The sequence below is a fragment of the Empedobacter sp. GD03739 genome (assembly GCF_029843245.1).
In the GTDB taxonomy this organism is placed as follows: Bacteria; Bacteroidota; Bacteroidia; order Flavobacteriales; family Weeksellaceae; genus Empedobacter; species Empedobacter falsenii_B.
Genome location: NZ_JAOCHX010000011.1, coordinates 46,624 through 72,021 on the forward strand (window position 1 = coordinate 46,624; position 25,398 = coordinate 72,021).

General features: G+C 30.5%; 23 protein-coding genes. 8 read left to right on the forward strand and 15 right to left on the reverse strand.

Features of this window, described 5'->3' with window-relative positions:
* Positions 1-236: 236 nt before the first annotated feature.
* From N5E64_RS05385 to N5E64_RS05405, 5 genes are all read right to left on the reverse strand, one after another.
* The gene (locus N5E64_RS05385; protein WP_280036170.1) at positions 237-3,269 is read right to left on the reverse strand and encodes a histidine kinase; all 3,033 of its coding nucleotides are present in this window, start codon (positions 3,267-3,269) and stop codon (positions 237-239) included.
* The gene (locus tag N5E64_RS05390) at positions 3,256-4,050 is read right to left on the reverse strand and encodes a LytTR family DNA-binding domain-containing protein (RefSeq protein WP_115000885.1); all 795 of its coding nucleotides are present in this window, start codon (positions 4,048-4,050) and stop codon (positions 3,256-3,258) included. Before N5E64_RS05390 ends, N5E64_RS05385 begins: the two co-directional genes overlap by 14 nt.
* An 80-nt stretch (positions 4,051-4,130) precedes the next feature.
* Positions 4,131-5,285 carry an MFS transporter gene (locus N5E64_RS05395; protein ID WP_280036172.1) on the reverse strand — a complete coding sequence of 385 codons (1,155 nt, stop codon included), beginning with the start codon at positions 5,283-5,285 and terminating at the stop codon, positions 4,131-4,133.
* Positions 5,286-5,293: 8 nt separating this feature from the next.
* Positions 5,294-5,683, reverse strand: a complete 390-nt coding sequence (locus N5E64_RS05400) for a VOC family protein (RefSeq protein WP_125349274.1) — start codon at positions 5,681-5,683, stop codon at positions 5,294-5,296.
* 3 nt (positions 5,684-5,686) lie between these two features.
* Positions 5,687-6,766: an NADH:flavin oxidoreductase/NADH oxidase gene (locus tag N5E64_RS05405; RefSeq protein WP_280036176.1), complete on the reverse strand. Its 1,080-nt coding sequence runs from the start codon at positions 6,764-6,766 to the stop codon at positions 5,687-5,689.
* A gap of 297 nt (positions 6,767-7,063) precedes the next feature.
* On the opposite strand from N5E64_RS05405, the gene N5E64_RS05410 reads away from it, so the two are divergent.
* Positions 7,064-8,398, forward strand: a complete 1,335-nt coding sequence (locus N5E64_RS05410; protein WP_280036178.1) for an NAD(P)/FAD-dependent oxidoreductase — start codon at positions 7,064-7,066, stop codon at positions 8,396-8,398.
* A 71-nt stretch (positions 8,399-8,469) separates the two neighbouring features.
* Here the strand turns inward: N5E64_RS05410 and N5E64_RS05415 are convergent, their stop codons facing one another.
* The 8 genes from N5E64_RS05415 to N5E64_RS05450 form a co-directional block, all read right to left on the reverse strand.
* Positions 8,470-9,117: a hypothetical protein gene (locus N5E64_RS05415; RefSeq protein WP_125349271.1), complete on the reverse strand. Its 648-nt coding sequence runs from the start codon at positions 9,115-9,117 to the stop codon at positions 8,470-8,472.
* A gap of 143 nt (positions 9,118-9,260) precedes the next feature.
* A complete protein-coding gene (locus N5E64_RS05420) occupies positions 9,261-10,046 on the reverse strand; it encodes a zinc ribbon domain-containing protein (protein WP_125349270.1) in 786 nt (261 codons plus the stop codon).
* A gap of 2 nt (positions 10,047-10,048) precedes the next feature.
* Positions 10,049-11,146, reverse strand: a complete 1,098-nt coding sequence (locus N5E64_RS05425) for a Nif3-like dinuclear metal center hexameric protein (protein ID WP_407933290.1) — start codon at positions 11,144-11,146, stop codon at positions 10,049-10,051.
* A complete protein-coding gene (locus N5E64_RS05430; protein WP_115000896.1) occupies positions 11,143-11,631 on the reverse strand; it encodes a GNAT family N-acetyltransferase in 489 nt (162 codons plus the stop codon). Before N5E64_RS05430 ends, N5E64_RS05425 begins: the two co-directional genes overlap by 4 nt.
* Entirely contained in the window at positions 11,603-12,634 is a 1,032-nt protein-coding gene (locus N5E64_RS05435; protein ID WP_280036180.1) for an aminoglycoside phosphotransferase family protein, read from the reverse strand. The genes N5E64_RS05430 and N5E64_RS05435 overlap by 29 nt, the downstream gene beginning before the upstream one ends.
* 6 nt (positions 12,635-12,640) lie before the next feature.
* Positions 12,641-13,561, reverse strand: coding sequence for a sugar phosphate nucleotidyltransferase (locus N5E64_RS05440; protein ID WP_280036182.1), 921 nt, complete (start codon positions 13,559-13,561; stop codon positions 12,641-12,643).
* A complete protein-coding gene (locus tag N5E64_RS05445; RefSeq protein ID WP_280036184.1) occupies positions 13,551-14,921 on the reverse strand; it encodes a Gfo/Idh/MocA family protein in 1,371 nt (456 codons plus the stop codon). Before N5E64_RS05445 ends, N5E64_RS05440 begins: the two co-directional genes overlap by 11 nt.
* An 83-nt stretch (positions 14,922-15,004) precedes the next feature.
* On the reverse strand, positions 15,005-15,889 hold the full coding sequence (locus N5E64_RS05450; RefSeq protein ID WP_115000902.1) for a ChaN family lipoprotein: 885 nt from the start codon (positions 15,887-15,889) through the stop codon (positions 15,005-15,007).
* A gap of 74 nt (positions 15,890-15,963) precedes the next feature.
* Here N5E64_RS05450 and N5E64_RS05455 point away from each other — a divergent pair, with 74 nt between their 5' ends.
* Together N5E64_RS05455 and N5E64_RS05460 are read left to right on the forward strand one after the other, a co-directional pair.
* Positions 15,964-16,860, forward strand: coding sequence for an ABC transporter ATP-binding protein (locus N5E64_RS05455; protein WP_115000904.1), 897 nt, complete (start codon positions 15,964-15,966; stop codon positions 16,858-16,860).
* Between the two features lies 1 nt (position 16,861).
* Complete coding sequence (locus N5E64_RS05460; protein ID WP_280036185.1) at positions 16,862-17,692, forward strand: ABC transporter permease; 831 nt, start codon at positions 16,862-16,864, stop codon at positions 17,690-17,692.
* Positions 17,693-17,710: 18 nt separating this feature from the next.
* Here the strand turns inward: N5E64_RS05460 and N5E64_RS05465 are convergent, their stop codons facing one another.
* A complete protein-coding gene (locus N5E64_RS05465; RefSeq protein WP_152606073.1) occupies positions 17,711-18,460 on the reverse strand; it encodes a hypothetical protein in 750 nt (249 codons plus the stop codon).
* A 135-nt stretch (positions 18,461-18,595) separates the two neighbouring features.
* On the opposite strand from N5E64_RS05465, the gene N5E64_RS05470 reads away from it, so the two are divergent.
* From N5E64_RS05470 to N5E64_RS05485, 4 genes are all read left to right on the forward strand, one after another.
* Complete coding sequence (locus tag N5E64_RS05470) at positions 18,596-19,621, forward strand: bifunctional oligoribonuclease/PAP phosphatase NrnA (RefSeq protein ID WP_280036187.1); 1,026 nt, start codon at positions 18,596-18,598, stop codon at positions 19,619-19,621.
* Positions 19,621-20,148 carry an FKBP-type peptidyl-prolyl cis-trans isomerase gene (locus N5E64_RS05475; protein WP_115000909.1) on the forward strand — a complete coding sequence of 176 codons (528 nt, stop codon included), beginning with the start codon at positions 19,621-19,623 and terminating at the stop codon, positions 20,146-20,148. The genes N5E64_RS05470 and N5E64_RS05475 overlap by 1 nt, the downstream gene beginning before the upstream one ends.
* 25 nt (positions 20,149-20,173) lie before the next feature.
* Complete coding sequence (locus tag N5E64_RS05480; protein WP_038331198.1) at positions 20,174-21,253, forward strand: peptidylprolyl isomerase; 1,080 nt, start codon at positions 20,174-20,176, stop codon at positions 21,251-21,253.
* Between the two features lie 101 nt (positions 21,254-21,354).
* Positions 21,355-23,574, forward strand: a complete 2,220-nt coding sequence (locus N5E64_RS05485) for a glycoside hydrolase family 2 protein (RefSeq protein ID WP_280036190.1) — start codon at positions 21,355-21,357, stop codon at positions 23,572-23,574.
* A 65-nt stretch (positions 23,575-23,639) separates the two neighbouring features.
* Here the strand turns inward: N5E64_RS05485 and N5E64_RS05490 are convergent, their stop codons facing one another.
* Positions 23,640-24,611, reverse strand: coding sequence for an N-acetylornithine carbamoyltransferase (locus N5E64_RS05490; protein ID WP_280036191.1), 972 nt, complete (start codon positions 24,609-24,611; stop codon positions 23,640-23,642).
* A gap of 118 nt (positions 24,612-24,729) precedes the next feature.
* Here N5E64_RS05490 and N5E64_RS05495 point away from each other — a divergent pair.
* Positions 24,730-25,398 (forward strand): M48 family metalloprotease (locus tag N5E64_RS05495; RefSeq protein ID WP_280036192.1); only part of this gene is annotated, 669 nt, incomplete at its 3' end.

Consider the following 25,398-nt stretch of genomic DNA (forward strand, 5'->3'; position numbering starts at 1 on the left):
TTTGCAGTAGCTTCTTGTTGTAAAATTTTTTGACTCACACGTCGAAAAATGTAACTTTTAAGATACTTTTATGGTGTCTTCATAGGTTTAGAAAACAAAGCATCAAAGTTTAATACTTAGTTTGAAATCGATACCACAAATATATATACTGAATAATATCTATCATTAAAATAGAGTTCAGATTTCGTTAATTCACGTTTCAGCAAGGTGAATTGTGAATTTATTCAGGTGAAATTTTAATCAACTTTCAAAATCATTCGAACTTTTGTTCCTTTTTCATGAAAATCTATAAAAATATTTTCTTCAATATTATGATTAAGCAATTGTAAACGCTCATTAATTATCTTAAGTGCTTTCGAATCGTGAGTTTTATTTTGCGTAATTTGTGTTGTATTTCCTTTTCCGTTATCTGCAATAATTATTTCTAAATAATCACTTTTTAATCTAATAATCAATTTGATAATCGGTTGTAAATGATTTTGATCAAATGCGTGGACAAAAGAATTTTCGATAATTGGCTGAATCAACATTGGAGGAATTTTGATACGATAAATATCCAATTGGTTATCAATTTGAACATCAAATTCTATTTTATTTTTCCATCTAAAATTCTCAACTTCAACATATAATTTCAAAAAATCAATTTCATCTTTCAAACTAATTTCATCTTTTGTTGAAAGATTTAACATCTGACGAATCAAATGAGAAAAACGTCCCAACGAATTTAACGCATTATCAATATCATTATCCAAAATATAAAACTGAATAGAATTCAACACATTGAAAATAAAATGCGGATTCATTTGAGATTGTAAGGCTGTTAACTTCGTTTCGGTTAATTGTCGCTCTAATTGCAAACGTTGATTTTCTTGTGTATTTTTCTCATTTAATTGACTAATTTTTAATTGATTAAATTTATTTAACGTCTTGATTTTATTTGTATTATAACGATAAATAATCAATCCTAAAGTTAAGACTGACAACAAAATAAAATAAATATTCAAGTAAAAAGGTTCGTCAACATTCAACGAAACCAAATCAATAATTTGTTTTTGTCCGTTGCTTGTATCTGTTATTTCTAATTGAATACGATATTTACCATATGGTATATTCCGCAAATAAATAGATGGGTTATAAAAATACTCATTCCACTTTTCATCAGGATTTACACGATATCTGTACTTATAACTTTGAGCGAAATTAGCATCAACGACAGCAAAATTTAGTGTAATATTGTTCTCATTATTTTTTAAATTCAAATCTTTATCAATCAAATCAAACCACATAAATTTATCTATCCCAAAAGATTCATCATTAATTTTAAAACTTGTAATAATAATCTCTTTCGACTGATTTTTTTGCTTTAATAAATTCTCAAGATTTAACTTATAATAACCATTTTCAACACCAATTGTAGCCGTTTTTCCGTCAAAAATAGACGAATGTATATCCTTATTCACAAAACCTTGTTCATTGCCAATCATATATGTTTTACCATTATTGAAAACGAGTAAATTACGATTGGTTCCAATTAAAATTGAGTTCCCAAAAATGTCAATTGAACTAATATTTTCTCCACCAATTTCACGAATATTAATTACTTTTTTTGTGATTAACTCATCTCCCTTTATCTCTAAAATATAAACTTTCGCAAATTCTGTTGCAACCAACAACTGATTATCTCCAACACATTTTATCATTTTAATTTTAGATTCTTTAAACTGATTATTTTGCAAATACGAAATAAAATTTCCATTTTCATACTTGAATAATCCATCTAAAGAAGATCCAAAAAATACAGCTTTTTTATTTTGACAAATCGAAACAACATCTTTCGGAACATTCGCTTGCGTAGCTGAATATGCGTGATATTTTAGATTATTCAGATCATCAAAAACCAAAATTCCTCCAAAAGGATTTGTCTGAATAAATTGATTATTAAAATATGTAAATTGACTTGTTCGATTAGGTAAATAATCTTTGAATTCTCCATTAAAATCTAACTCGAAAAGTCCTAAATTAGTTGCTATAATAAACGAATTATGACGAATAATCATTTTATAAAAACGAAGATTTTTTTCTTTCAAATCAAAATCAATTTCATAAAAATCTTTATTTGATTGACTTAAAAAATCTTTGAATTTTGACTTATTTCGAAGCATATATTGATAAAAAGCATTTCTCTTTATCTGCTTATTGAATACATTATTCTCTTGAAAATAAAGTCCTTCTGGTGTTAAAAAATATTGTGTATTCGCAACTTTTAGAATTTCAATGACTCTTTTATTATCAATCGTTGAAAAATCTAAAAAATGATTAAAATGAACTTCAAAAAGTCCTTTATCAGCACTTCCAACATAAATTAAATCATCCGTTTTACTACTAAAAACTCGATACGGATAATCCGAAGTGATTTTAAAATTTTCTGTTTGATCTGTTATTTTATTATTCTTTAACTCCGCAACCATACCATTTCCCGCACCCGTTTCGTAACCAGCCAATAAAAGAGAATGACGTTTATCTGAAATGTTGTGATTTCTAAAAACTGGAAAATCATACGTTTTAAAATTCAATTTTTTATCCAAGAAATCGTTTATCGGAATAACATTAAGACCTTTAGACGATGACAAATACAAATCATTATTATACAAAAAACTATAGTTAATTCGATTGAAAGGATTGACCAACTTCAACTTATCACGATGAACTTCATAAACACCATGATCTATTGTTGCAACATAAACCTTGTTTTGATATTCGAAAAAAGATACCGCTTCGAACACAATATTGTTATTTTTTTCAAAAGAAGGATTATAAATTTTCTTTGATTTTGTATCAATAATCGAAACACCACCTTGCGCAGCAACATATATTAAATCATCTAAATAAAATAAATTTCGAACACGATCCGAAACTAATCCTTTCGCTGTATTAATTTGTTCAAAACGTTGACCAGTAAATTTCAATATCCCTTGTCCGTAACTTCCGAACCAAACATTATATTGCCTATCTTCTATTATTGTCCAAACATTATTGTATTGTACTTTCTCGAAGCGTTTCATCATTTTGAAATTGTCCATGTCTTTCACAAATACGCCAAAACGAGTTCCAACCCACAAGATTTTACGAGAATCTTTGTAAACACTCAAAATCTCATTGGCAGGCAAGCCATTTTCGTACGTGTATTGTTTTGTCAGAACATATTGCGCAGAAAGTTGATGAGAACAAAGAAATAAAACAAGTAAAAAAATGAAGTTACGCAACCACATTCGATAAAATTTTATACCCCAAAGAAGTCACAGGAAGATTTAATTCACCATCTTTTGGATGACAATTCAGAATCAATAAATTGTTTCGTTTATCAAATTTTTTAGCAAAATTAATATTAACCAAATACGATCTATTGACACGGAAAAAATTGGTTTGATCAATTAAATTTTCTACTTCTTTCAACGTTTTAGTTACCATGTACGCCTCTTTTTCGGTAAAAATTGTACAATAACTATCATCTGCTTTACAATAAATAATATCTTCAATTTTCAGTACCAAAACCTCTGTTATAGATGGAATAAATATAATTCCATGCTCATTTTTGAAAACATCTTTCAGATTATCAGTTTCTACTTCATCTTCAAAATCATCTGCAATATTAATAATCTCTTTCGTTATTTTTGTTTGATTTTGACGCTCTACAAAACGATTCAATAATACTTTAAGATCAGAAATTGAAATAGGTTTCATCAAATAACCCAAACATCCCCATTGATTTACAGCTTCTAAAATATAGTCTGAATGAGCTGTTGTGAAAATGACATCAAACGTAATATCATCGAAATAATCAAATAATTTAAACCCAAATTCCTCTGGCATCTGAATATCCAAAAAAACTATATCTGGTTGATTTTCCTTAATTTTTTCTACACCTTCTTTTACAGAATTTGCCGTATCAATGGAAACAAAAAAATCTGGCAAAGCATGTTGAATAATTTTCTTTAACCCTTGTTGAGCAAAGTGTTCATCGTCTATAATAAGAGCTTTGTAATGATTCATTTGAGTTTAATTTGTTACAAATATAAACTAAAAAAGGATGCTCCGTAGAACATCCTTTGATTATGATTGAAGTAATATTTTTAAACTCTTTTCGATTTTAATTGTAAAAAGATTGCTGCAATTATTGATCCGACCGAAGCCATAATAAAGCCAACCCACAATTGCGAATTATATCCTAATCCCATTGCAATCGGAATTCCTCCTAAAAATGCACCTAAAGCATTTCCAATATTAAAACTTGCTTGACCAGCCGCTGCTGCCAAAGTTTCTGATCCTTTTCCATTATTAATCAACATCATTTGAATTGGTGAACCAATTGTAAACGCAATTAACCCTGTAATAAACGACATGATATAAGCCATTATTTGTATATGAGATGTGAAATAAACAATCACTAAACAAATCGCCATCGACGCAAAAGAGATAATTGCAGCTTTATTTGGCGACATGGTATCTGCTAATTTTCCACCAATAAAATTACCTACAAACATTCCTAGACCAATCAAAGTCATAATAATTGGAATTTTTGTTTTGGGTAAATCTGCTACGTTTGTCATTAACGGAGAAATGTAACTTATCCACGCAAATAATCCTGAAGTTCCGATAGAAATCATCACAATTAATACCCAAGCTTCCCATTTTTTGAAGAAACTTAATTGTTCTACCAAACTTCCTTTGTTTGTATTTTTAAGATTCGGAACCCAAAGAGAAATCGCTAACATCGTGATTAATCCTAAACTTGCAATAATCCCAAATGTTAATCGCCACGAAAAAACTTGTCCTAATTTCGTCCCTAATGGAACACCGACCAAATTCGCAAACGTTAATCCCGCAAACATAATCGAAATGGCTTGCGCTTCTTTTCCTTTTGTTGCTAATTGTGCAGCCACAACAGATCCTACACCAAAAAATGCTCCGTGAGGTAAACCAGACATAAAACGAGCAATTAATAAGGTATTGTAACTTGGAGCGATGACAAAAAGTGAGTTGAAAATGGTAAACAATAACATAAAAAAGATCAACACTTTTTTTGGCGAATATTTACTTGTAGCCATGATCAATGTTGGAGCTCCAACCATTACGCCCATTGCGTACATTGATATAAAATTCCCTGCTGTTGGAATTGAAATATTCAAATCTTTTGCAAAATCTTCTAAAACTCCCATCATCGAAAATTCCGTCATTCCGATGGCTAAACCTCCCATTGCTAAGGCAAGTAAACTCTTTTTTACCATTTATTCTTCTATTCTTCGTATAATTCTATCGGCAAACCATCGGGATCTTCAAAAAAAGTAAACTTCTTTTGCGTGTATTCATCCACACGAATTGGCTCTACCATCACATTCAACTGCGTTAATTTTTCTACTTCATTTTCTATATTTTCCACAGCAAAAGCAATATGTCTCAATCCAGAAGCTTCTGGTCGAGAAACACGTTTTGGTGGATTAGGAAAAGAAAATAATTCGATGCAGTAATAATTTTGCAAAGCTAAATCTAATTTATAAGAATCACGTTCTTTTCGGTAAACTTCTTGCACAATTTCGAATCCTAAAATTTCTGTGTAAAAATGTTTTGATTTTTGATAATCCGAACAAATGATTGCAATATGATGAATTTTTTTTAATGCTAACATAATTTATGCGTAATGATTATTTTTTGCTCTTTCATATTGTGGCAACCACTTTATATCTTCTTCTAACTCTTTTGCAGCACGTAATGCGAAATATGGATCGCGTAATAATTCTCTTCCTAAAAAGATTAAATCTGCTTTTTCATTTTGAAGAATTTCTTCGGCTTGTTTTGGCTCAAAAATTAATCCAACAGCTCCAGTAATGATTTCGACTTGGTTTTTAATTTCATTTGCGAATGGAACTTGATAATTTTTTTTGACATCAATTTTTTGATGACTCACTCCTCCTCCAGACGAAACATCAATCACTTCTACTCCATTTTGTTTTAAAATTTTACACAATTCAATTGTTTCATCTAAATTCCAACCATTTTCTGCCCAATCCGAAGCTGACAAACGAACCCAAAGCGATTGAGTTGTAATATATTTTTGCATTTCAGCAACAATTTCTAACACAAAACGAATTCTATTTTCGAAACTTCCTCCATATTCATCTATTCGATTATTAATTAAAGGCGAAAGAAATTGATGAACCAAATAACCATGCGCACCATGAATTTCTAAAATTTCAAAACCAGCTTTTATGGCACGTTCAGTTGCTTTTCCCCATTCTTCTACAACATTTTCAATTTCAGAAATTGTTAATTGATGTGGAATTTCATCCGATTCATTAAAAGGTAAATTAGAACTCGAAACTGTTTTCCAACCATTTTTTTCGTCAGATTTTATTTGATTGTGTCCCAACCAAGGTTTTTCTGTACTTGCTTTTCGTCCTGCATGCGCTAACTGAATCCCAGGAACGCAATTGTATTTTTTGATTTCAGAAGTTAATTTTTGATACACTTCGATATGTTCATCTTTCCAAATTCCTAAATCGCCATACGAAATTCGACCATCTGCAACAACCGCGGTTGCTTCTTGTATAATCGCCGAAACATTGCCAACTGCACGCGAAACATAATGCTGAAAATGCCAATCATTTGGAAAGCCATCTTCCGAAGAATATTGGCACATTGGCGACATAATAATTCTATTTTTTAATGAAATAGATTCATTTATATTAATTGATTCAAATAATTTGCTCATTACTTGTTTTTTTGATTTGATTAATTTGGAATAAAATTCGTGAATTTGATTGATTTCTTAAAATGATTCAGCTTAAAAATAGTTTAAATTCTAATCTTTCAGAAAAATTAAAAAAGCTTAGAAATACATGAAATCACAAATAATTTTAACAATTTATTTAAAACTGACAAAAAACATAAATTTAAAAAAATCTAATAATCAATCCGATATCATAGTAAATATCTAAGGTTCAGAATAATTTTTAATAAATCTTTCATTGTTTCTTAGTTTGTTCGTAATTTTACAAAAAAGTGAATTTTGGAAAAGAAAAAGATTGTCATTTTAGGTGCTGGATTTGCCGGACTTAAATTAGCCCGTAAATTAAATAATAACCCACACTTTTCTGTTACACTTATTGACCGTTATAACTATCATCAATTTCAACCTCTTTTTTATCAAGTTGCTACAGCAGGAATAAACGCTAGTGATATTTCGTTTCCTATACGAAAAGTATTTCAAGGAAGTAAAAATGTCAGCGTACGATTAGCTGAAGTAACAGCTATAAAAAAAGAAGCTAATATTGTTGAAACCACAATCGGGGATTTTTCTTACGATTATTTGGTTATTGCCATGGGATGTACCACAAATTTCTTTGGTAATAAGCAAATTGAGGAATTATCATTCCCAATGAAATCCACAAACGAAGCTTTAACGCTAAAAAACAGATTGTTAACAAATTTTGAAAGTGCTTATTCTGCTGAGTCAGAAGAAGAATTAGAAGAAATTTTGAACATTGTTGTTGTTGGTGGTGGACCAACTGGAGTAGAACTTTCTGGTGCAATTGCACATATGAAAAAACACATTCTACCAAAAGATTATCCAGATTTAGATTTCTCTAAATTGAATATTTATTTGATTGAAGGAGGTCCAAATTTATTAGGACCTATGTCTGATTTAGCTCATAAAAAGTCTCACGAATATTTGACAAATATGGGAGTACATATTTGGACAGAAGGACGAGTTACAGATTATGATGGAAAAACTATTTCCTTAGCTGACGGACGCACAATCAAAACAAAAAATTTAATTTGGTCTGCTGGTGTTACAGGAAATATTCCTGAAGGAGCTGTGTCTCAAGAAGAGTTACAAAGAGGTAACCGTTTTAAGGTAGATCGTACAAGTAAAATTATTGGAACTGATAACATATATGCTATTGGTGACATTTCTTGTATGGAAACACCTAAATATCCTCATGGACATCCTCAATTAGCACGTGTTGCTGGGGATCAAGCTATGAATTTAGCCAAAAATTTCAATAAAATTGGACAAGGTTTATCAGAAGATAAATTAACTTTATTTGAATATCAAGATCCAGGATCTATGGCTACAATAGGAAAACATAAAGCTGTTGTTGACTTACCTAAATTCTCTTTCTCTGGACGTATGGCATGGTTTACATGGATGTTCTTACACTTAATGTTAATCTTGACTGTTCGTAACAAATTAGCTATTTTCTTAAACTGGGCACAAACTTATTTTACAAATGATTCATCATTACGTATTATTGTTCGTCCAACGAAAAAAGATTTTAGATTTAATTTGAAAGGTTATCGCCGTTTCCCAAAGAATCGTGATAAAGAAGTAGAAGCTTAATCAAAAAAGTATATCAATAAAAAACACCGCTAAAAATTTAGCGGAGTTTTTTTTATCTATAAATTGAAATTTTATTTTCTTGCAGAAGGTGTTCTCACTCCTGTTTTTACTCTTTCTGTTGATGCAGATTTTGCACTTACAGCATCTTTAGCAGATTTGCTGTATAATTGGATAAAATCAAATAATCCATCAAAATCACCAGTCAATGTTTTACCATTCGAAACTCTCAATGCAAAGTTTGTAGATAATAAACTTCTGTTATAAGGGTCAAAATAATTTTTTAGATTAATAGATCCAGAAGAAAAATCTGTATCTAACAAAGCAAACGTTCCAGAATTAAGAACTGGCACATAATTTTGCATTATAGGATCTTCATAATATTCGATATAATCCAATCCTCTATCATTATTTTCTGTTACGTAAGATCCATTAAAACTTAAATCACCTCTTTGGAAAATTTCTAAATACAAATAAGCTCCATTTAATTTACCATTCTTAGGAACTGGATTTGTAGATAATTCTACACTATAATAAAATCCGCCATCAGCCTTTTTTATATCTGCAACAACTGCATTTCGAAGCGGAAATGATACACCATCATAATTGATTTGTCCAACATTAACAATTTCAGGTTCATAATAGCCATCATCATTATTCACACAAGATGTTAATGAGATAGACGAGACAGCTAACATTGCTAAAAATATAATTTTTTTCATAATTTCTAAATTTTCAAACTAATTATATTGCCAGTATTACAAATAGCGTGCTAAAAAATAACAACAACCAGTTTTGGCATAAAAAAAGTGTCACACAAACGTGCAACACTTTGATATTAAATAAAATATTTTTTAACAGAAAATTATCCTTTGATAACGATTTCCATTTTTTCTTGCTCTTCTAAAGCCAATTCCAAATCAACCAAGATACGTCCTGAATGTTCATCAGCGATAATTTTTTTACGTTGAGCGATATCCATCTGTCTTTGTGGTGGAATTGTAAAGAAAGATCCCGCAGAAGCTCCACGTTGTACAGGAACAACAGCTAAACCATTTTTCACAGAATTTCTGATACGGCTGTAAGCATCTAATAATCTTTGTTCGATTTTAGCAGAATATTCAGAAGATAATTTCAATAAATTACTTTCTTCTTTTTCTGTATCTTTTACAATTGTATCCAACTCAGCTTGTTTGTGAGATAAATGCTCTTTCATTGAGTTTAATTTTGCATTAAATTCTTCAACTTGTGCATTTTTTTGAGAAATTTTAACTGTAAACTCACGAATACGTTTCTCAGATAACTCAATTTCCAAACCTTGATACTCTACTTCTTTCGCTAAAGCATCAAATTCTCTATTGTTTCGTACGTTATCTTGTTGTTTCGTGTATTTTTTAATTAAAGCTTCAGCATTTTTGATTGCTTCTTTCTTCAATTTAATTTCTTCATCCAAACCTTTAGTTTCGTCAACTATTTTTTGGATTCTCGTTTCTAATTGTGCAACATCGTCGCTCAAATCTTCAACTTCTAAAGGTAATTCACCTCTTGTGTTTCTGATTTCATCTAAACGTGAATCAATTAATTGCAAGTCGTATAACGCGCGAAGTTTTTCTTCTACGCTTAGTTCTTTGATATTTTTTGTTTCAGACATAGTTAACAATAATTAACAGGATTGGTATTAATTCCAGAATTAAAGACCACAAAATTAGTAAATTTTTCTTTAAGATACGAAGTTATTAAGTTTTTTGTAAACTGTTCCGATTCAAAATGTCCAATATCTGCCAAAACAAGCTTATTTTCAGCTGTAAAAAAATCGTGATATTTCAAATCTGCCGTGATATAAATGTCCGCTCCAGCCGAAATTGCATTTTTTATTCCAAATGCGCCAGAACCTCCAAGTACAGCAACCTTCTTTATTTTTTTGTTTAATAATTTCGAATGACGAATAACGGGTGTATTCATTTGAGTTTTTAGATAATTGAAAAAATCGAGTTCTTCCATTTCATTTTCTAACTCTCCAATCATTCCAATTCCAATATAATTGTTTTGATTATTCAACGAAATAACAGAATACGCAACTTCTTCGTACGGATGATTTTTGAACAAAGCATTCATTACATCACTTTCCAAATGTTGCGGAACAACAACCTCTATTCGCGTTTCATTTACTGATTCCAATTTACCTATTTCACCAATAAAAGGGTTTGCACCAGCAATTGGTCGAAAATTTCCTTTGCCTTCTATCACAAAACCACACGAATCATAATTCCCTATTTTTCCTGCTCCAGCTTCATACAACGCAGATTTCAACTGCTCAGCATGTTCTGTTGGCACATAGGTAATTAATTGTTTGATGATTTGCAATTTTGGAATAAGAATTTTAGTATTCAATAAAGATAATTGTTCAGAAATCTTGAAATTAACACCAACTTTCGAATTATCTAAAGCTGTATGCGTTGCATAAATATTAATTCCATTTTTGATTGCTGTCATCACTGCTTTTTCAACATAATTTTTTCCGTTCAATTTCTTTAAACCAGAAAAAATAATTGGATGAAAACTCATAATCAAATTACAATTTTTCTCAATCGCTTCTTCCACAACTTCTGGTGTTGTGTCCAACGTTACCAAGATCTCTGTTACCTCATTATTGTAATCACCAACTAGCAATCCAACATTGTCAAAATCCTCTGCATACGCCAAAGGCGCTATTTCTTCCATCGCCAAAGCGACATCTTTTACTCGTATCATTTCTCTTTTAAAAGCAATTTTTCTGTAGGCAAATCATTTTCGATGCCTTTCCAATACGATTCAAAATTAAACTTTTCTAACAACTTTCTTGAAGCAACATTATCAGGATCGATGACAGCCATTACTTGCAAATCAGGAAATTTTTCTTTTGATTCTGCTAATAAATGTTCGCAAATCATTGATCCAAAACCTTTTCTCCAAAATTCTTTTTTCAATAAATAACCTATTTCAAGTGAATTTTCGATATGTTTGTTATACACCAATTTACAATCACCTAAAAGTGTGTCGTTTTCGTCATAAACCTTAAAAAAACCAAGGTTTTCGTTAACGCTACCTTTTTCTAAGATTGATGTAAATTTGTGATTTGCTTGCTCTTCATTCAAACCTTTTCCAGAGATATATTTCATCACTTCGTCGTCCTGAACAAGTTTAAAAAAGTTATTAAAATCTGTAGGTTTATATTTTTCGAACCGAATTTTCTTCATGAAATTTTGTTAATGCTTTTAATAAATTGATTTGATTAATCGTACGATTTAGATTTTGTTTTGGATAAGAAATCGAATAATAAATATCGTTTTCTAAATAATCTGCCAAAAATCTAACCGCTTGAATATAAATCACAATATACGCAACAAAATCCATATTATCAAGCTCGACAGGCGTCAACACATTTTTCAGGTGTTCTTGAAAACCTTTTTTAACAGCCAAATAATAATCTGCCGAAAAACCATTTTCTCCATTTGGATCGTCTTCAGCTTTCAGGTTTGCATATGTACGAATCATATCTCCAAAATCGCACAAAATATTTCCTGGCATTATTGTATCCCAGTCTATCACAGCGATTGCTTGCGAATGATTATCATTATTGAATAAGAAATTACTGATTTTTGCATCGGCATGAACGACACGTTTTGGGAAATCTATTTCTAAATATTTTTCAACTTGATATAGATTATCCAAAATATAAGCAACTTCTTCTTTCGTTTCTTCTAAACGCTCTGTTGAAGCATTTTTCAATGCATTTTTGAAATCATTTACACGTTTATGATAATCTAAAAACCCGACAATCGAAGGATGAATTTCATCAACATTAACATCTAACAAATACGAATGAAATTCACTAATTGTTTTCGCCGCTTCATACGCTTGTTCCGCAGATTCCACTTTCTCAAAACAAATAGAATTTGGAATAAAAGAAGTCATTCTCCAAGTTTCTCTATCTTCTTTTGCTAATAAATTTCCTTGCAAATCTTTTACAATTTCGATTACCGAATTTTGATAATTCTTTGCTTTTAGATGGCGAGAAATGATGTCAATATTGTTAGAAATTACTTCTGGTTGAGGAAAAACGTGCGTGTTTATTTTTTGTAAAATATATTTTTTTCCTTCATACTCAACTTCATAAGTAGAATTAATCCAACCAGAACTGATTGGATTAATACTAACTTGATCTATATTTTCGAAATAATGTTTTAATATTTTCTCCATTATATTTTATGTCCAAAGAGAATTTGGATATTTTTGATCATTGATTAAATTGTGAATAGAATTTACTACAACTTCTCTATCTTCTGGATAAGTCATTCCGAACCAATTGTCATCCGATTTTTCTACAATCACTTCCAATTGATCTTCTTTGATCATATCATTTACAACTTTCGGCAAGAAAAATTCTGCTTTCAATTGAGAAGCATTTTCGTGAAGAAATTCCTCAAATTTATCTTCTAATTTTCTGAAAATAGAAGGATGTAAAACAAAGAAATTCATCGATACAGCCGTATCTCCATCTAATGGTAAAACGTTATCATCTTCTTCGAAAACAATTTCTCCATTTTCGTTAGAATAGATATTTGTACGTTCTACAACATTCTCCAAATGACCGTTAGTTACAGTACATACTCCGCGAGAAACAGAACCATTTTCGCTAATCGTATTGGCCAATTTGTACGCAACCATACCATAAGTATTTGCAGTGATTTTTTCGTTTTGAACCAATTCACTTGCTTTTTCAAATGCTTTACGACCATAAAAATCATCTGCATTAATTACAATAAATGGATTGTTTAAATGATTTTTTGTAATCATTAACGCATGTCCAGTTCCCCAAGGTTTTTCACGTTTTTCTATTGTATCATAAATTCCTCTCGGAACAGATGTATACGTCGTTTGAAGAACAAATTCTACTTTACCTCCATTTTTTTCAATTAAATTTTGAAAATATTTTTTAGTTTCTGCATTAAATTGTTCATTAATAATGAATACAAAATGTTTTATTCCACAAGAAAAAGCATCGAAAATTGAATATTCCATCAACGTTTCTTTACTTGGTCCAATTGGATCAATTTGTTTTTGTCCTTTGTAGCGGCTTCCCATTCCACCTGCTAAAATGACTAATGATAAGGTTTTAGATTCCATAATCTTCTGTACCAAAAACTGGTTTTCTTGTTTTATATTTTCCTCTTGTAAAATCTGGCATTTCTTGAGAAGCACCGTTTCCTTCGATAGATTTTTCACTTAATGGTGTTACTGCATACCAAGTTGCTAAATCGTATACATCGAATGGGAATTCTTTGTTTGCTTTGATACACTCGATAAAATCATTCATTAAGAAGAAATCCATTCCTCCGTGTCCTGCTCCTTCTGCCTGAGTTTCGTATTTTTTCCAATATGGGTGATCGTAAGTTTTTAAATGATCTTCTGAACTCGCCCATTTGTGAGAATGTTTCATTTCATCTTCAAAATAAATGAAACCTTGACTAAATCCTCCTGAACCGATATCTTGCCAAATACCATCAGTTCCTTGAATACGGAAACCTAAGTTATAAGGACGTTGTAAAGATGTATCGTGCGTTAATAAGATTGTTTCTCCATTCTCACATTTTAACATTGTTTGAACGATATCTCCTTGTTTGAATTTAACCTTTGCATTTGGGTGATCTGCTCCTCCATTTTTCACGATATAATCAGTTAAACCAGCTTGTCGAGAAGCCATAGAAGTTAAATGTGTAATTCTATTTCCACGGTTAACATCCATCATTGTACCGATTGGTCCTAAACCATGCGTTGGATATAATTCTGCATTACGTTTTACATAATGATTTGTACGCCAAGCAGCTTCAGAGAAACCTTTATCTCCAAATTCAACTCCTCCACCATAAGGTTGTTTACCATCGTTAAATAATACATTTCTTAAATCGTGTTGGTAACCACCTTGTCCATGAACAATTTGACCAAACATTCCTTTACGAACCATATTCATTACAGCCATAACATCGCGACGGTAACAAACATTCTCCATCATGAATACAGGAACTTTCGTTTTTTCGTATGTATCTACGTAATCCCAACATTCTTGTAAATTCATCGCTCCACACACTTCTAAACCTACAATTTTACCCGCATTCATTGCTGCAATTGTTTGCTCAGCGTGAAATTCCCATGGCGTAGCTATAATTACAGCATGAATTTTCTTATTCTTATATAATTTTTTATATCCATCTAAACCTTTAAAATACTCTACAGGTTTTTTATTATGTTTTGCAAAAATTTTGTTTGAACGATCAATCATTCGTTGATCTGGTTCAGCGATCCCAACAACTTCTACATCATTTCTTTTTAATAACTCATCTAAATGTACCTGCCCTCTCATTCCACAGCCAACAATTCCTACTTTCACCTTATCAATTTTTGATGAAAAATCAAATAATGAATCTGGTGATACTAATGCTACCGTAGATGCTGCAGCAGTCGATTTAATAAAATTTCTTCTGTCCATAGTTGTATTTAATTGTTTGCTTTATTTTTTAAAAATGCAAAATATGAAAAATAATCAATAAAACTTTCTGCTTATAAGTAAAATTAGTAGGTTTTAGGCGAATCCTTAGGAAATACTATAATAAATTCTGTCGTAGTAACATTTTCGTTTTTTGATTTAATTGCAGATAATTTTTCATTTAAATCTTCACTTTCTAGAATTTCAATTACAGCGATTTTGAGCTCAGGTCGAAAAAATTTCAAATACCAATAAATTCCGCCATAATTTTTAGAATGATAATCACCATTGTAATGAATGAATAGATTATTTTTCTTCAAATTATTCAAAATTGATTCTGCCATTGTTGCATCCTTTGTAGCTTGTGCTGCAACAAACTGTTTTGCCTTCACTCCAGCATGATCTCCCATCATTTTAATCATCTCAGGATAACCAGGCGCATCATAATCTATCGTAATAGGAAGTTTCGCAATAAAGACTTTCTCATTATTTGGAACTGTATCCAAAGCTTCAAGTCCATTCTTAGCGACATACGAAGCATATTTGCGTGATACATTAGTTGCTACAAAATCTAAATTCTTTTCTTTCGCAAAATCAACAAGCGGTTTGTAATCTGTTTTGTAATTATTCCAAAGCTTTGTACTCTTTTGAAACTCATCATCCGTCGTTTTGCTTTTCAAATAATTCGTTAAATCATTTTGTTGATGACGCTCGAACATTTCTGCTCCAAGAATCAGTTGTTTTCCTTTTATCTTATACAATTCTTTTGTCGTTTGCAATTGCAACCAATGATTTACCGCATTATTATGATGTTCACCAAATAAAACAACATCATATTTTGCTAATTCTTTAATCATTTTATCAAAATCAACTTTCTTTTCTTGTTGATTATAAATTTGATAAGTTTTTCCGTTTTGCGCTTTAGCCTGAATTGTTAGTACAATTAATAAGGTATAAAGTATCGTTCTCATGTTATTTAAATTAATTCTAAATTGTAACAAATTAACAAAAAACTCTACATATAAAGAAAACAAATTCAACTACTATGAATAAAGTTCTTGAAATTAATCAACTTACTAAAAAATTTGGCAGTTTTACAGCGGTCAACAATGTCTCTTTTTCGGTAGAAAAAGGAAACGTTTATGGATTACTTGGTCCAAACGGAAGTGGAAAATCGACAACATTAGGAATGATTCTTAATGTAATCAATCCTACAGCGGGTTCGTGGAAATGGTTTGATCAAGAACCAGATAACGATTCATTAAAAAAAATTGGTGCAATTATCGAAAGCCCAAAATTCTATCCTTATTTATCAGCAGAAAAAAATCTTGAAATTGTTGCTGATATTAAAGAAGTTAATTATGCGAAAATTGACGAAAAACTTGAATTAGTTGGATTACTTTCTCGTAAAAAAGATAAATTTCAACAATATTCGTTGGGAATGAAGCAACGTTTGGCTATTGCGGCTGCGTTGTTAAATGATCCTGAAGTGTTGATTTTAGACGAACCTACAAATGGTTTAGATCCACAAGGAATTATTCAGATTCGTGAATTGATTATTAAAATTGCGCAACAAGGGACAACAATTATTTTGGCCAGTCATTTATTAGACGAAGTCGAAAAAGTATGTTCGCATGTGGTGGTTCTTAATCAAGGAAAAATGCTTTATGCGGGTTCTGTAGATCAAATGAATTCAAGTTTTGGAAGCATCGAAGTTGCTGCGCAAAATATGGAAAGTTTGGAATATACATTAAAAACGTTCTCATTCGTTTCGAAAGTTACTAAAGAAAATAACAAACTTTTTGCTGTTTTATCAGAAGAAAAAGATCCTGCAGAAATCAATAAAATGCTTTATGAACAAGGAATTATCGTGAATCATTTGGTAAAACGTAAAGAATCTTTAGAGCAACAATTTTTCCAATTAATCCAAAAACAGAACTAACATGAAAAGATTATTTAGCATAGAATGGAATAAATTATTCTACAACAAAGGAACACGAATTTTCATCATTTTATATTTTGTGATGATTCTGTTAATGGGAATTACGTTGCCGAATTTCAAACCAAATATGAATGGAATCGAAATTGATTTAATCAAATTAGGTGCATTAGAGTTTCCTGTAATTTGGCATAATATCACGTGGTTAATTGGTTTTGGAAAATTCTTTTTAGCTATTATTGTTATTAATAATATTACAAACGAATACTCTTTCGGAACTTTCAAGCAAAATACAATTGATGGTTTATCTAAAACTGAATTTTTAAACACAAAAGTTTTGATGAACGTTGTGATAACTTTGATTTCTACACTTTTAGTTGGCGTTTTAGTTTTTGCATTAGGTTCTATTTTTAGCGAAAAGTTTGATTTTGTAAACGGAATCGAATTCTTAGGAGGATATTTCGTCGAAATCTTCGCTTATATTGTATTCGCCATGTTTTTATCATTCCTATTAAAGAAAAGTGCTTTTGCGATTTTATCTTTAATTGTTTTGAATATTATAGAATCTGTTGCTAAAGTTGTTGAATTTTTAGTTCGATTTGGTAAAAATCCTCCAAAAAATCCTGAAGAAATTAAAATCTTAACTAATTATTTACCACTAAACTCAAACGGAAAAATAGTTGATTATCCTTCTGTAGATATACAAAAAGCAATTATGGAAGGTAAGTTATTTGTTGCCGATCATGTACAATGGGATCATTTTGCGGTAAATATTTTCTACATCATTTTATTTCTTGGTTTATCCTTATTAATTATCAAGAAAAGAGATTTATAAAAAAAAAAGAGGTAATTATTAATAATTACCTCTTTTTAATTTAAGCTTTGATTCTTTTTCCTTGTAGATCAAAAATTCTCCAAAATTATATCTTGACTTTGTTGGATTATGCTTTCTCCAAATATCATAATCATAAACATCTTTATATTCTTCCTCTTTTTCATTTATAAAATCGAAAACATTTTTTTGAGGATTGTTGTTCTCCCAATTAGTAGAAACACTTAAAAAATAGTGATCGTGTAAGTAATCTTGAGGTAAAGTGTATTTTTGAAATTCATTATTAGATAAATTATTAATTATTTCTAAATCTTTTTTTAACCCATCTTTTAACTTAGTCCTATTTACAAGAGTCAAATATTCATTTGTAGATATTTTATATAAAAAAATGTAATCGTCTTTAATATTTAATATATCATATTGTTCGGTAATTCCATTTTTTGTAATTAGAATTGAATTATTATCAACTATTAATTCATAAGATCTATGTTCTACTATTCCATTTATTGTCATTAATAACTCACCACTATTTCTAAAAGTAAATAAAATACTATCATCAGAAGCTTCATCTAACAAAACCCATGATTTCCCAGTTATATATGATTTACTTACTCCCTTTTCAATTTCTTTTTTAATTTTGTTTAAAGAATTATTTGTAAAATCAATAGTGTCGTCAATATAACTTTTCTCTTTATATAACTTCTTTTGTTTAGAGTTCATAAATAAAACAATAATCAAAATAATAACTATGAGGCTAATTATAAATTCCATTTTTAGTTTATTTTTTTAGTTGAATTCAAAAGTAATATTAAAATACATAGATATAATAACATTACTATTTTTAATTATAAACTATATTCCATAAAGACTTTTCACTTTTTCAGTTGTTTGATTATCTTTGCAACTATGCAAATGACAAATTTCGAAGAGTTAAAAACTCTTTTAAAATCAACACCAAAGAAAATTGCAATTCTACCGCACAAAAATCCTGATGGAGATGCGATAGGTTCTACATTGGCGATGTTTCATTATTTGAATAAATTAGGACACACGTGTAACATTGTTTCACCAAACGATTTTCCTAAGTTCCTAAAATGGATGCCTTCAGCAAAAGAGATTGTAATTGCAGATTACCGACCAAAAGTTGCCGAAGCAATTATACATCAAGCTGATTTGATTTTTATCTTAGATTTTAATACTGTAAAACGAATTGACGACTTAGGAAACTGGGTTGAACGTTCGAAAGCTCCAAAAATATTAATCGATCATCACCGCGAACCAGATACATTTGATTTTATGTATTCGGATATCGAAATGCCTGCGACTTGTCAAATGGTTTATAATTTTATCGAAGCGATGAATGATTTAGATAAAATTGATAAAGGCATTGCTGAATGTATTTATACTGGAATAATGACGGATACAGGCGGATTCCGTTTTCGTAATACATCGGCAGATACGCATAGAATTGTAGCAGAGTTAATTGATAAAGGTGTAGAAGTAGATAAAGTTACTTCTTATGTAAACGATTCACAAACACAAGGACGATTAAAGTTATTATCATTAACTCTAAATAATCTAACTTTTTTACCAGAATATCGAACAGCTTTCATGTTTTTAAAACGTGAAGATTTACTAGCAAATGGTTTTCAAAAAGGAGATACAGAAGGTTTTGTAAATTATGGTTTGAGTGTAGAAAATTTTATCTTTTCTGTAATTTTTATTGAAGACACACATCATAATTTCATTAAAATTTCGTTACGTTCGAAAGGTGATTTTGATGTGAATGAATTCTCTCGCAAACATTTCAATGGCGGCGGTCATATGAATGCTTCAGGAGGTCGTTCGGATATGAATATGGAAGAAACAATTGCTTATTTCCAATCCCTTTTACCAGAATATCAAGAAAAATTAGCTAGTATCGTTATCTAATGAAAAAAGTTATTTTATTCACTTTCGCTGTTTTTGCGTTAATGAGTTGTGATCAAAAAGTCATACAATATCCCGTTTCATATTCCAATGACGATTTTATGAAACGTTCGCAAGAACGTGGAAAATTATTGCATCAAGAAGAATTACAATGGTTTGATGATTATATGAAAACATCTGACCTAAAATTTGTTAAAACGAGTTCGGGCTTTTGGATTTCAAATAGTGGTCAACGAACAGCTTCTACAGCAAATAATGGAGACTACATCGAATTTGAATATCAAGTAACTGATCTCGAAAACAATATTTTATATTCGTTTAACGATAATAAAGTTCAGAAAATAATTTTAGGAAAAGCTGATATTGTGAGAGGTTTACAAGCTGGTTTGCAATTAATTCCTGAAGGTGAAACTGCTAAATTATTATTACCTTCGTTTTTAGCTTATGGAGGTTATGGTGATACACAAAAAATTGCTCCAGACTCGCCTATTATTATGGATGTAAAAGTTTTAAAAATAAAAAAACACTAATAAACACAAAGACTGTAAAGTTAAAATGAGAAAAATATTATTAATCTTAACTGTCATCACTACTCTTGTTAGTTGTGGCGTTAAAATTCCAAAATCGATGAGTAAAGAAGAATTTAAAAGTTTAGAAGACGGATTGTATGCAAAAATGACAACAAATCATGGTGCAATGACAATCAAATTATACGAAGAAGAAGCTCCAATGACTGTTGCTAACTTTGTAGGATTAGCAGAAGGTACAAAAGAAAATAAAGCAAAAGCAAAAGGAATTCCTTTTTATGATGGAATCATTTTTCACCGTGTAATCAAAGATTTCATGATTCAAGGTGGTGATCCAGACGGAAGAGGTACAGGTGGACCTGGTTACGATTTCGAAGATGAATTTGATGCAACATTAAAACACGATAAAAAAGGTGTTTTATCTATGGCAAATTCAGGACCAGCAACAAACGGGTCTCAATTCTTCATTACAGAGGTTCCAACTCCATGGTTAGATGGTAAACACACTGTTTTTGGACAAGTTGTAGAAGGTTTAGAAGTTGTAGATTCTATTGCTAATGTAGAAAAAACAAGAGATGACAAACCAGTTGTTCCAGTTGTGATTGAGAAAGTAGAAATCGCTCGTAAAGGTGATAAATATGCCAAATATAACGGTGGAGAAGCTTTTGAAACTGCAAAAGCAAATCATGCAAAAAAACAAGCTGAAGCTGAAGCGAAAGCAAAAGCTGAAAAAGATGCTGAAATTGCTCGTCAAAAAGAATTAGAGGCTAAAGCGCAAACTACTCCTTCTGGATTAAAATATGTAATTTTAGAAGAAGGAAACGGAGCAAAACCTGTACAAGGAGATCCAATTCAAGTACATTATACTTTACGTTTAAATGATGGTGAAAAATTAGATTCATCTTACGATCGCAATCAACCACTAGACGCAACAGTTGGTGTTACAGGATTAATCCAAGGTTGGATGGAAGCATTAACAATGTTCAACAGAGGTTCTAAAGTTTTCTTAATTATCCCTGCCGAATTAGGTTACGGATCAAGAGGTGCTGGAGGTGTTGTACCACCAAATGCAACTTTATATTTTGATATGGAAGTTTTAGATAAATAATTTATCTATTCAAAATAAGTAGAAAAGCCACTCAAATTGAGTGGCTTTCTTTTTTGCCTACATTTTTGAAATCACTATTTTTACTGCTTATCAAAACTCACATGAAAAATTTAACATCTCTAATTTTACTCTTTATCGGTTTACAAATAGTAAATGCACGAGAAATAGTAAACTTCAACTCTAATTGGAGCTTTAAAAAAGGGCCATTTACCACTGCAGAAATTAATTACAATTCTATCTTCAAAGGCGATTGGCAATTGGTTCAAGTTCCACATACATGGAATGCAACTGATATGCAAACGAACCAAGTTACACCTGGTTTTTATAGTACAAACGAGCGTTTTTATGTAGGTGATTCGTATTACAGAAAATCTTTTACGCCAAAAGTAAACTGGAAAGGTAAACGAATCTTTATCAAATTTGAAGGTGTTGGAGCAAATGCAGAAGTTTACATGAATAATTCTCCTTTAAAATCAACTCAAAATAAGAACAAAGTAAGCTATCAAGGTGATGTAAACAACGGAAATTATAATTTTGTTGGACGCCATCAAGGTGGATATTCTGCTTTTGTTTTGGAATTGACAGGAATGTTAAAATTTGATCAAGAAAATGAAATTTTGGTTAAAGCTAATAACGAGGAAAATCCAGCAATTATTCCTGTTAATCATGTTTTATTTCCTGTTTATGGTGGAATTTATCGTCCTGTTTCGTTGATTGTTACTGACCCTATCAATATTGCTGTAAATGATTTTGCTTCGGCTGGAATTTTTATTTCTCAGAAAAATGTTAGTAAAAAATCGGCTGATATTCATCTTAAAGTCAAAGTTGATAATAAATCAGCTCAAACAAATAACATCGAAATTTTCACTTCGATCATCGATCATAACAATAAAACTGTAAAATCTATCAGCACTCCTTACACTCTATCACCACAAGGAAGACAAGAAATTATTCAAGATATTAAGGTTAATAATCCACATTTATGGAATGGATTAGAAGATCCATATTTATATAAAGTAGTGACACAAATCAAACAAAATAATCAAGTTTTAGATGAAGTAACACAACCTTTGGGTATTCGTAAATTTGAACTAAAAGCGAACGAAGGTTTCTTCTTAAACGACAAAAAATATCCGCTTTATGGCGTGACAAGACATCAAGATCGCTGGGGAAAAGGTTCGGCTTTATCAAATGAAGATCACGATGAAGATTTAGCAATTATAAAAGAAATTGGTGCAACTTCTATTCGATTAGCTCATTATCAACAATCTGATTATTTTTACTCGAAATGTGATAGTCTAGGATTGATTGTTTGGGCAGAAATTCCATTTGTGAATCAGGTTACAACCTTGGAAGAAAATAATGCAATGCAACAATTAAAAGAGTTGATTCGTCAAAATTACAATCATCCATCTATTTACACTTGGGGATTACACAATGAAGTTTATTCGCCAAATAATTACACCATCGAATTGACAACAAAACTAAATGACTTAGCTAAAACAGAAGATCCTGATCGTTATACAGTACAAGTAAGTGGTTATAATGTAGTCGATCATCCAGTTAATAATAATGCGGATATACAAGGAATTAATCATTATTTTGGATGGTACAATGGCGAAGTCGAAAATTTGACAGACAAAGAAGATGTTGAAACTTGGGCGAATGAAATTTCGAAAAAATTCAAAGATTACAAAATCATTTTCTCTGAATATGGCGCAGAAGCAAAACCTGAAGATCAAGTTGAAGTTGCTGGAAACTATGGAAATCAATGGAGTGATCCTGCATTTTTTCCAGAAGAATTTGCAACTAAATTTCATATTGTTCATTGGGCAACAATAGAAAAACATCCAATATTTTTGGGATCTTATGTTTGGAATACTTTCGATTTTGCAACGCCTATTACACGATTGAATGTTAATCCAAGAAATTTCAAAGGTTTGGTTTCATTTGATCGAAAAATTAAAAAAGATCCTTTTTATTGGTATAAAGCAAATTGGAGCAAAGAACCTGTTGTTTATTTAACGCAACGTAGAATGGTAAATAGAGGAAATGAATTTACAACTGTTACAATCTTCTCTAATCAAGGAACGCCAACGTTAACTGTCAATGGTAAAAAGATTGAAAATGTAAAAAATGGCTATAATAAAATTCATTTCGTTGCTGAAAATGTTCAATTGCAAAAAGGTGAAAACATAATCATTGCAGAAACTAATCTTAATGGAAAAACCATTTCAGATAAAATTATTTGGAACTATGATCCAAAATATAAAACTTCTCAAAAAGAAGCCACTACGAAAGATATTCATGTTGGACTTTAGTGGGAAATAATATCATAAAAAAGGCTTAAAAATTAATTTTTAAGCCTTTTTTATATTGTAGTTTACTACTTATTTTTCAAAATCTCGTGGAAAACGGTTTGAGCTGAGAAAATTCGGTTCGTTGCTTCATCAATTACGATAGAACGATCAGAATCTAAAACTTCATCAGATACTACTACATTGCGACGAACTGGTAAACAATGCATAAATTTTCCGTTATTTGTCAAATTCATTTTATCCATTGTCACTTCCCAATCCTTATCACCTTCATTCGGTTCACCATAATTTTCATAAGAAGACCAGTTTTTTGCATAAACAAAATCAGCATCTTTCAACGCTTTATCTTGATCATAAGCAATCGTTGCTCCATCAGTAAATTTTGGATCTAACTCCAAACCTTTTGGTTGTACAACTGTAAAATCTACCCAATCTACTTTAGAAAACCATTGCGCAAAAGAATTCGGAACAGCTTGTGGCAAACGACGTGGATGCGGCGCCCAAGTCATCACAACTTTCACTTTCTTTTCAGGTTTTGTCCCAGGCGTATAACCCGTTTTTTCTGCAATTGTAATTAAATCAGCAAAAGATTGTAATGGATGTAATGTTGCACTTTCCAAAGACACAACAGGAACAGAAGATAATTCTTTTACTTTATTGAACATGATTTCGTTATAATCTTCATCACGATCTACTAATTTCGGAAAAGTACGAACGCCTAAAACATCACAATACGCACTCATTACCTGAATTGCTTCTTTGATATGTTCTTGCGAATCTCCGTTCATCACAGCACCATCAGCCATTTCCAATGTCCAAGAATCTGCTCCAGCATTCAAAACCCAAGCATTTGCTCCAAGATTATAAGCCGCTTTAATAGAACTTAGACGTGTACGTAAACTTGGATTAAAAAAAATTAAACCAACTGTTTTATTTTTACCAACTTCTTGTTGAGCAAAAGGATTTGCTTTAATTTCTAAGGCTGTTTTTAGTAATTCGTCGATGTTTTCTACATCATAAACCGAAGTAAATTGTTTCATAATTGAGAAGAATCTTTTGTTTTATTTGTTCTGCAAAATTAGTTGAAACAATCGAGGTTTAAAGAATTATTTGTATATTTTTGTGAGAATTATATACTAATCTTTTTCAAAAAATAGAATGAAATACTTTATACTTTTCTTCTCTTACTTATTATTAATACAATCTGTTTATCCACAAACAAAGGAATTAGATTCTAAGTATATTAAAAATATAAAATCAACTCTTAGTAATTTCAATTCAAAAGAAGAAAGAAAAGAATATGAAAATTATTTTGAATTTTTAGAACATCGAATTTCTCTTAATTATACTAAAAATAATTACGTATTAGATAATGATTATCAGAAATTTACTCAAAATATTTTTAATCAAATCATTTCTAAAAACGCTGAATTACAAATAAATAAAAATAAATTTTATATCATAAAATCTAATATTCCAAATGCTTCTTCACTTGGTTTTAATGTATATTTTATAGAATCTGGTTTGTTTAATTTGTTAGATAATCAATTTCAATTTGCAGCAGTAATCTGTCATGAGATTGCTCACAATCAATTAAATCACACAAGATTAGCAATAGAACAAGATGCTGAATTTGAGAAAGATTTTAAACGTGAAATTAAGTCAATCAAGCGACAAGATTTTTTAAAATTGATTAAATCTCAAAATGAAGTTATTCAAAAAAAATATGATTTAGCAGAACAATCACGCAAGAAAGAGATTTCTGCTGATAGTTTGGGATACATTTTATATAAAAATCTTAATTATCCTAAAAGCGAATATTTTCAT

Excerpts from the sequence above, each read along its gene's own strand:
- N5E64_RS05385 (WP_280036170.1), bottom strand. The coding sequence starts at position 3,269 with ATGTGGTTGCGTAACTTCATTTTTTTACTTGTTTTATTTCTTTGTTCT.
- N5E64_RS05390 (WP_115000885.1), bottom strand. The coding sequence starts at position 4,050 with ATGAATCATTACAAAGCTCTTATTATAGACGATGAACACTTTGCTCAA.
- N5E64_RS05395 (WP_280036172.1), bottom strand. The coding sequence starts at position 5,285 with ATGGTAAAAAAGAGTTTACTTGCCTTAGCAATGGGAGGTTTAGCCATC.
- N5E64_RS05400 (WP_125349274.1), bottom strand. The coding sequence starts at position 5,683 with ATGTTAGCATTAAAAAAAATTCATCATATTGCAATCATTTGTTCGGAT.
- N5E64_RS05405 (WP_280036176.1), bottom strand. The coding sequence starts at position 6,766 with ATGAGCAAATTATTTGAATCAATTAATATAAATGAATCTATTTCATTA.
- N5E64_RS05415 (WP_125349271.1), bottom strand. The coding sequence starts at position 9,117 with ATGAAAAAAATTATATTTTTAGCAATGTTAGCTGTCTCGTCTATCTCA.
- N5E64_RS05420 (WP_125349270.1), bottom strand. The coding sequence starts at position 10,046 with ATGTCTGAAACAAAAAATATCAAAGAACTAAGCGTAGAAGAAAAACTT.
- N5E64_RS05425 (WP_407933290.1), bottom strand. The coding sequence starts at position 11,146 with ATGATACGAGTAAAAGATGTCGCTTTGGCGATGGAAGAAATAGCGCCT.
- N5E64_RS05430 (WP_115000896.1), bottom strand. The coding sequence starts at position 11,631 with ATGAAGAAAATTCGGTTCGAAAAATATAAACCTACAGATTTTAATAAC.
- N5E64_RS05435 (WP_280036180.1), bottom strand. The coding sequence starts at position 12,634 with ATGGAGAAAATATTAAAACATTATTTCGAAAATATAGATCAAGTTAGT.
- N5E64_RS05440 (WP_280036182.1), bottom strand. The coding sequence starts at position 13,561 with ATGGAATCTAAAACCTTATCATTAGTCATTTTAGCAGGTGGAATGGGA.
- N5E64_RS05445 (WP_280036184.1), bottom strand. The coding sequence starts at position 14,921 with ATGGACAGAAGAAATTTTATTAAATCGACTGCTGCAGCATCTACGGTA.
- N5E64_RS05450 (WP_115000902.1), bottom strand. The coding sequence starts at position 15,889 with ATGAGAACGATACTTTATACCTTATTAATTGTACTAACAATTCAGGCT.
- N5E64_RS05455 (WP_115000904.1), top strand. The coding sequence starts at position 15,964 with ATGAATAAAGTTCTTGAAATTAATCAACTTACTAAAAAATTTGGCAGT.
- N5E64_RS05460 (WP_280036185.1), top strand. The coding sequence starts at position 16,862 with ATGAAAAGATTATTTAGCATAGAATGGAATAAATTATTCTACAACAAA.
- N5E64_RS05465 (WP_152606073.1), bottom strand. The coding sequence starts at position 18,460 with ATGGAATTTATAATTAGCCTCATAGTTATTATTTTGATTATTGTTTTA.
- N5E64_RS05470 (WP_280036187.1), top strand. The coding sequence starts at position 18,596 with ATGCAAATGACAAATTTCGAAGAGTTAAAAACTCTTTTAAAATCAACA.
- N5E64_RS05475 (WP_115000909.1), top strand. The coding sequence starts at position 19,621 with ATGAAAAAAGTTATTTTATTCACTTTCGCTGTTTTTGCGTTAATGAGT.
- N5E64_RS05480 (WP_038331198.1), top strand. The coding sequence starts at position 20,174 with ATGAGAAAAATATTATTAATCTTAACTGTCATCACTACTCTTGTTAGT.
- N5E64_RS05485 (WP_280036190.1), top strand. The coding sequence starts at position 21,355 with ATGAAAAATTTAACATCTCTAATTTTACTCTTTATCGGTTTACAAATA.
- N5E64_RS05490 (WP_280036191.1), bottom strand. The coding sequence starts at position 24,611 with ATGAAACAATTTACTTCGGTTTATGATGTAGAAAACATCGACGAATTA.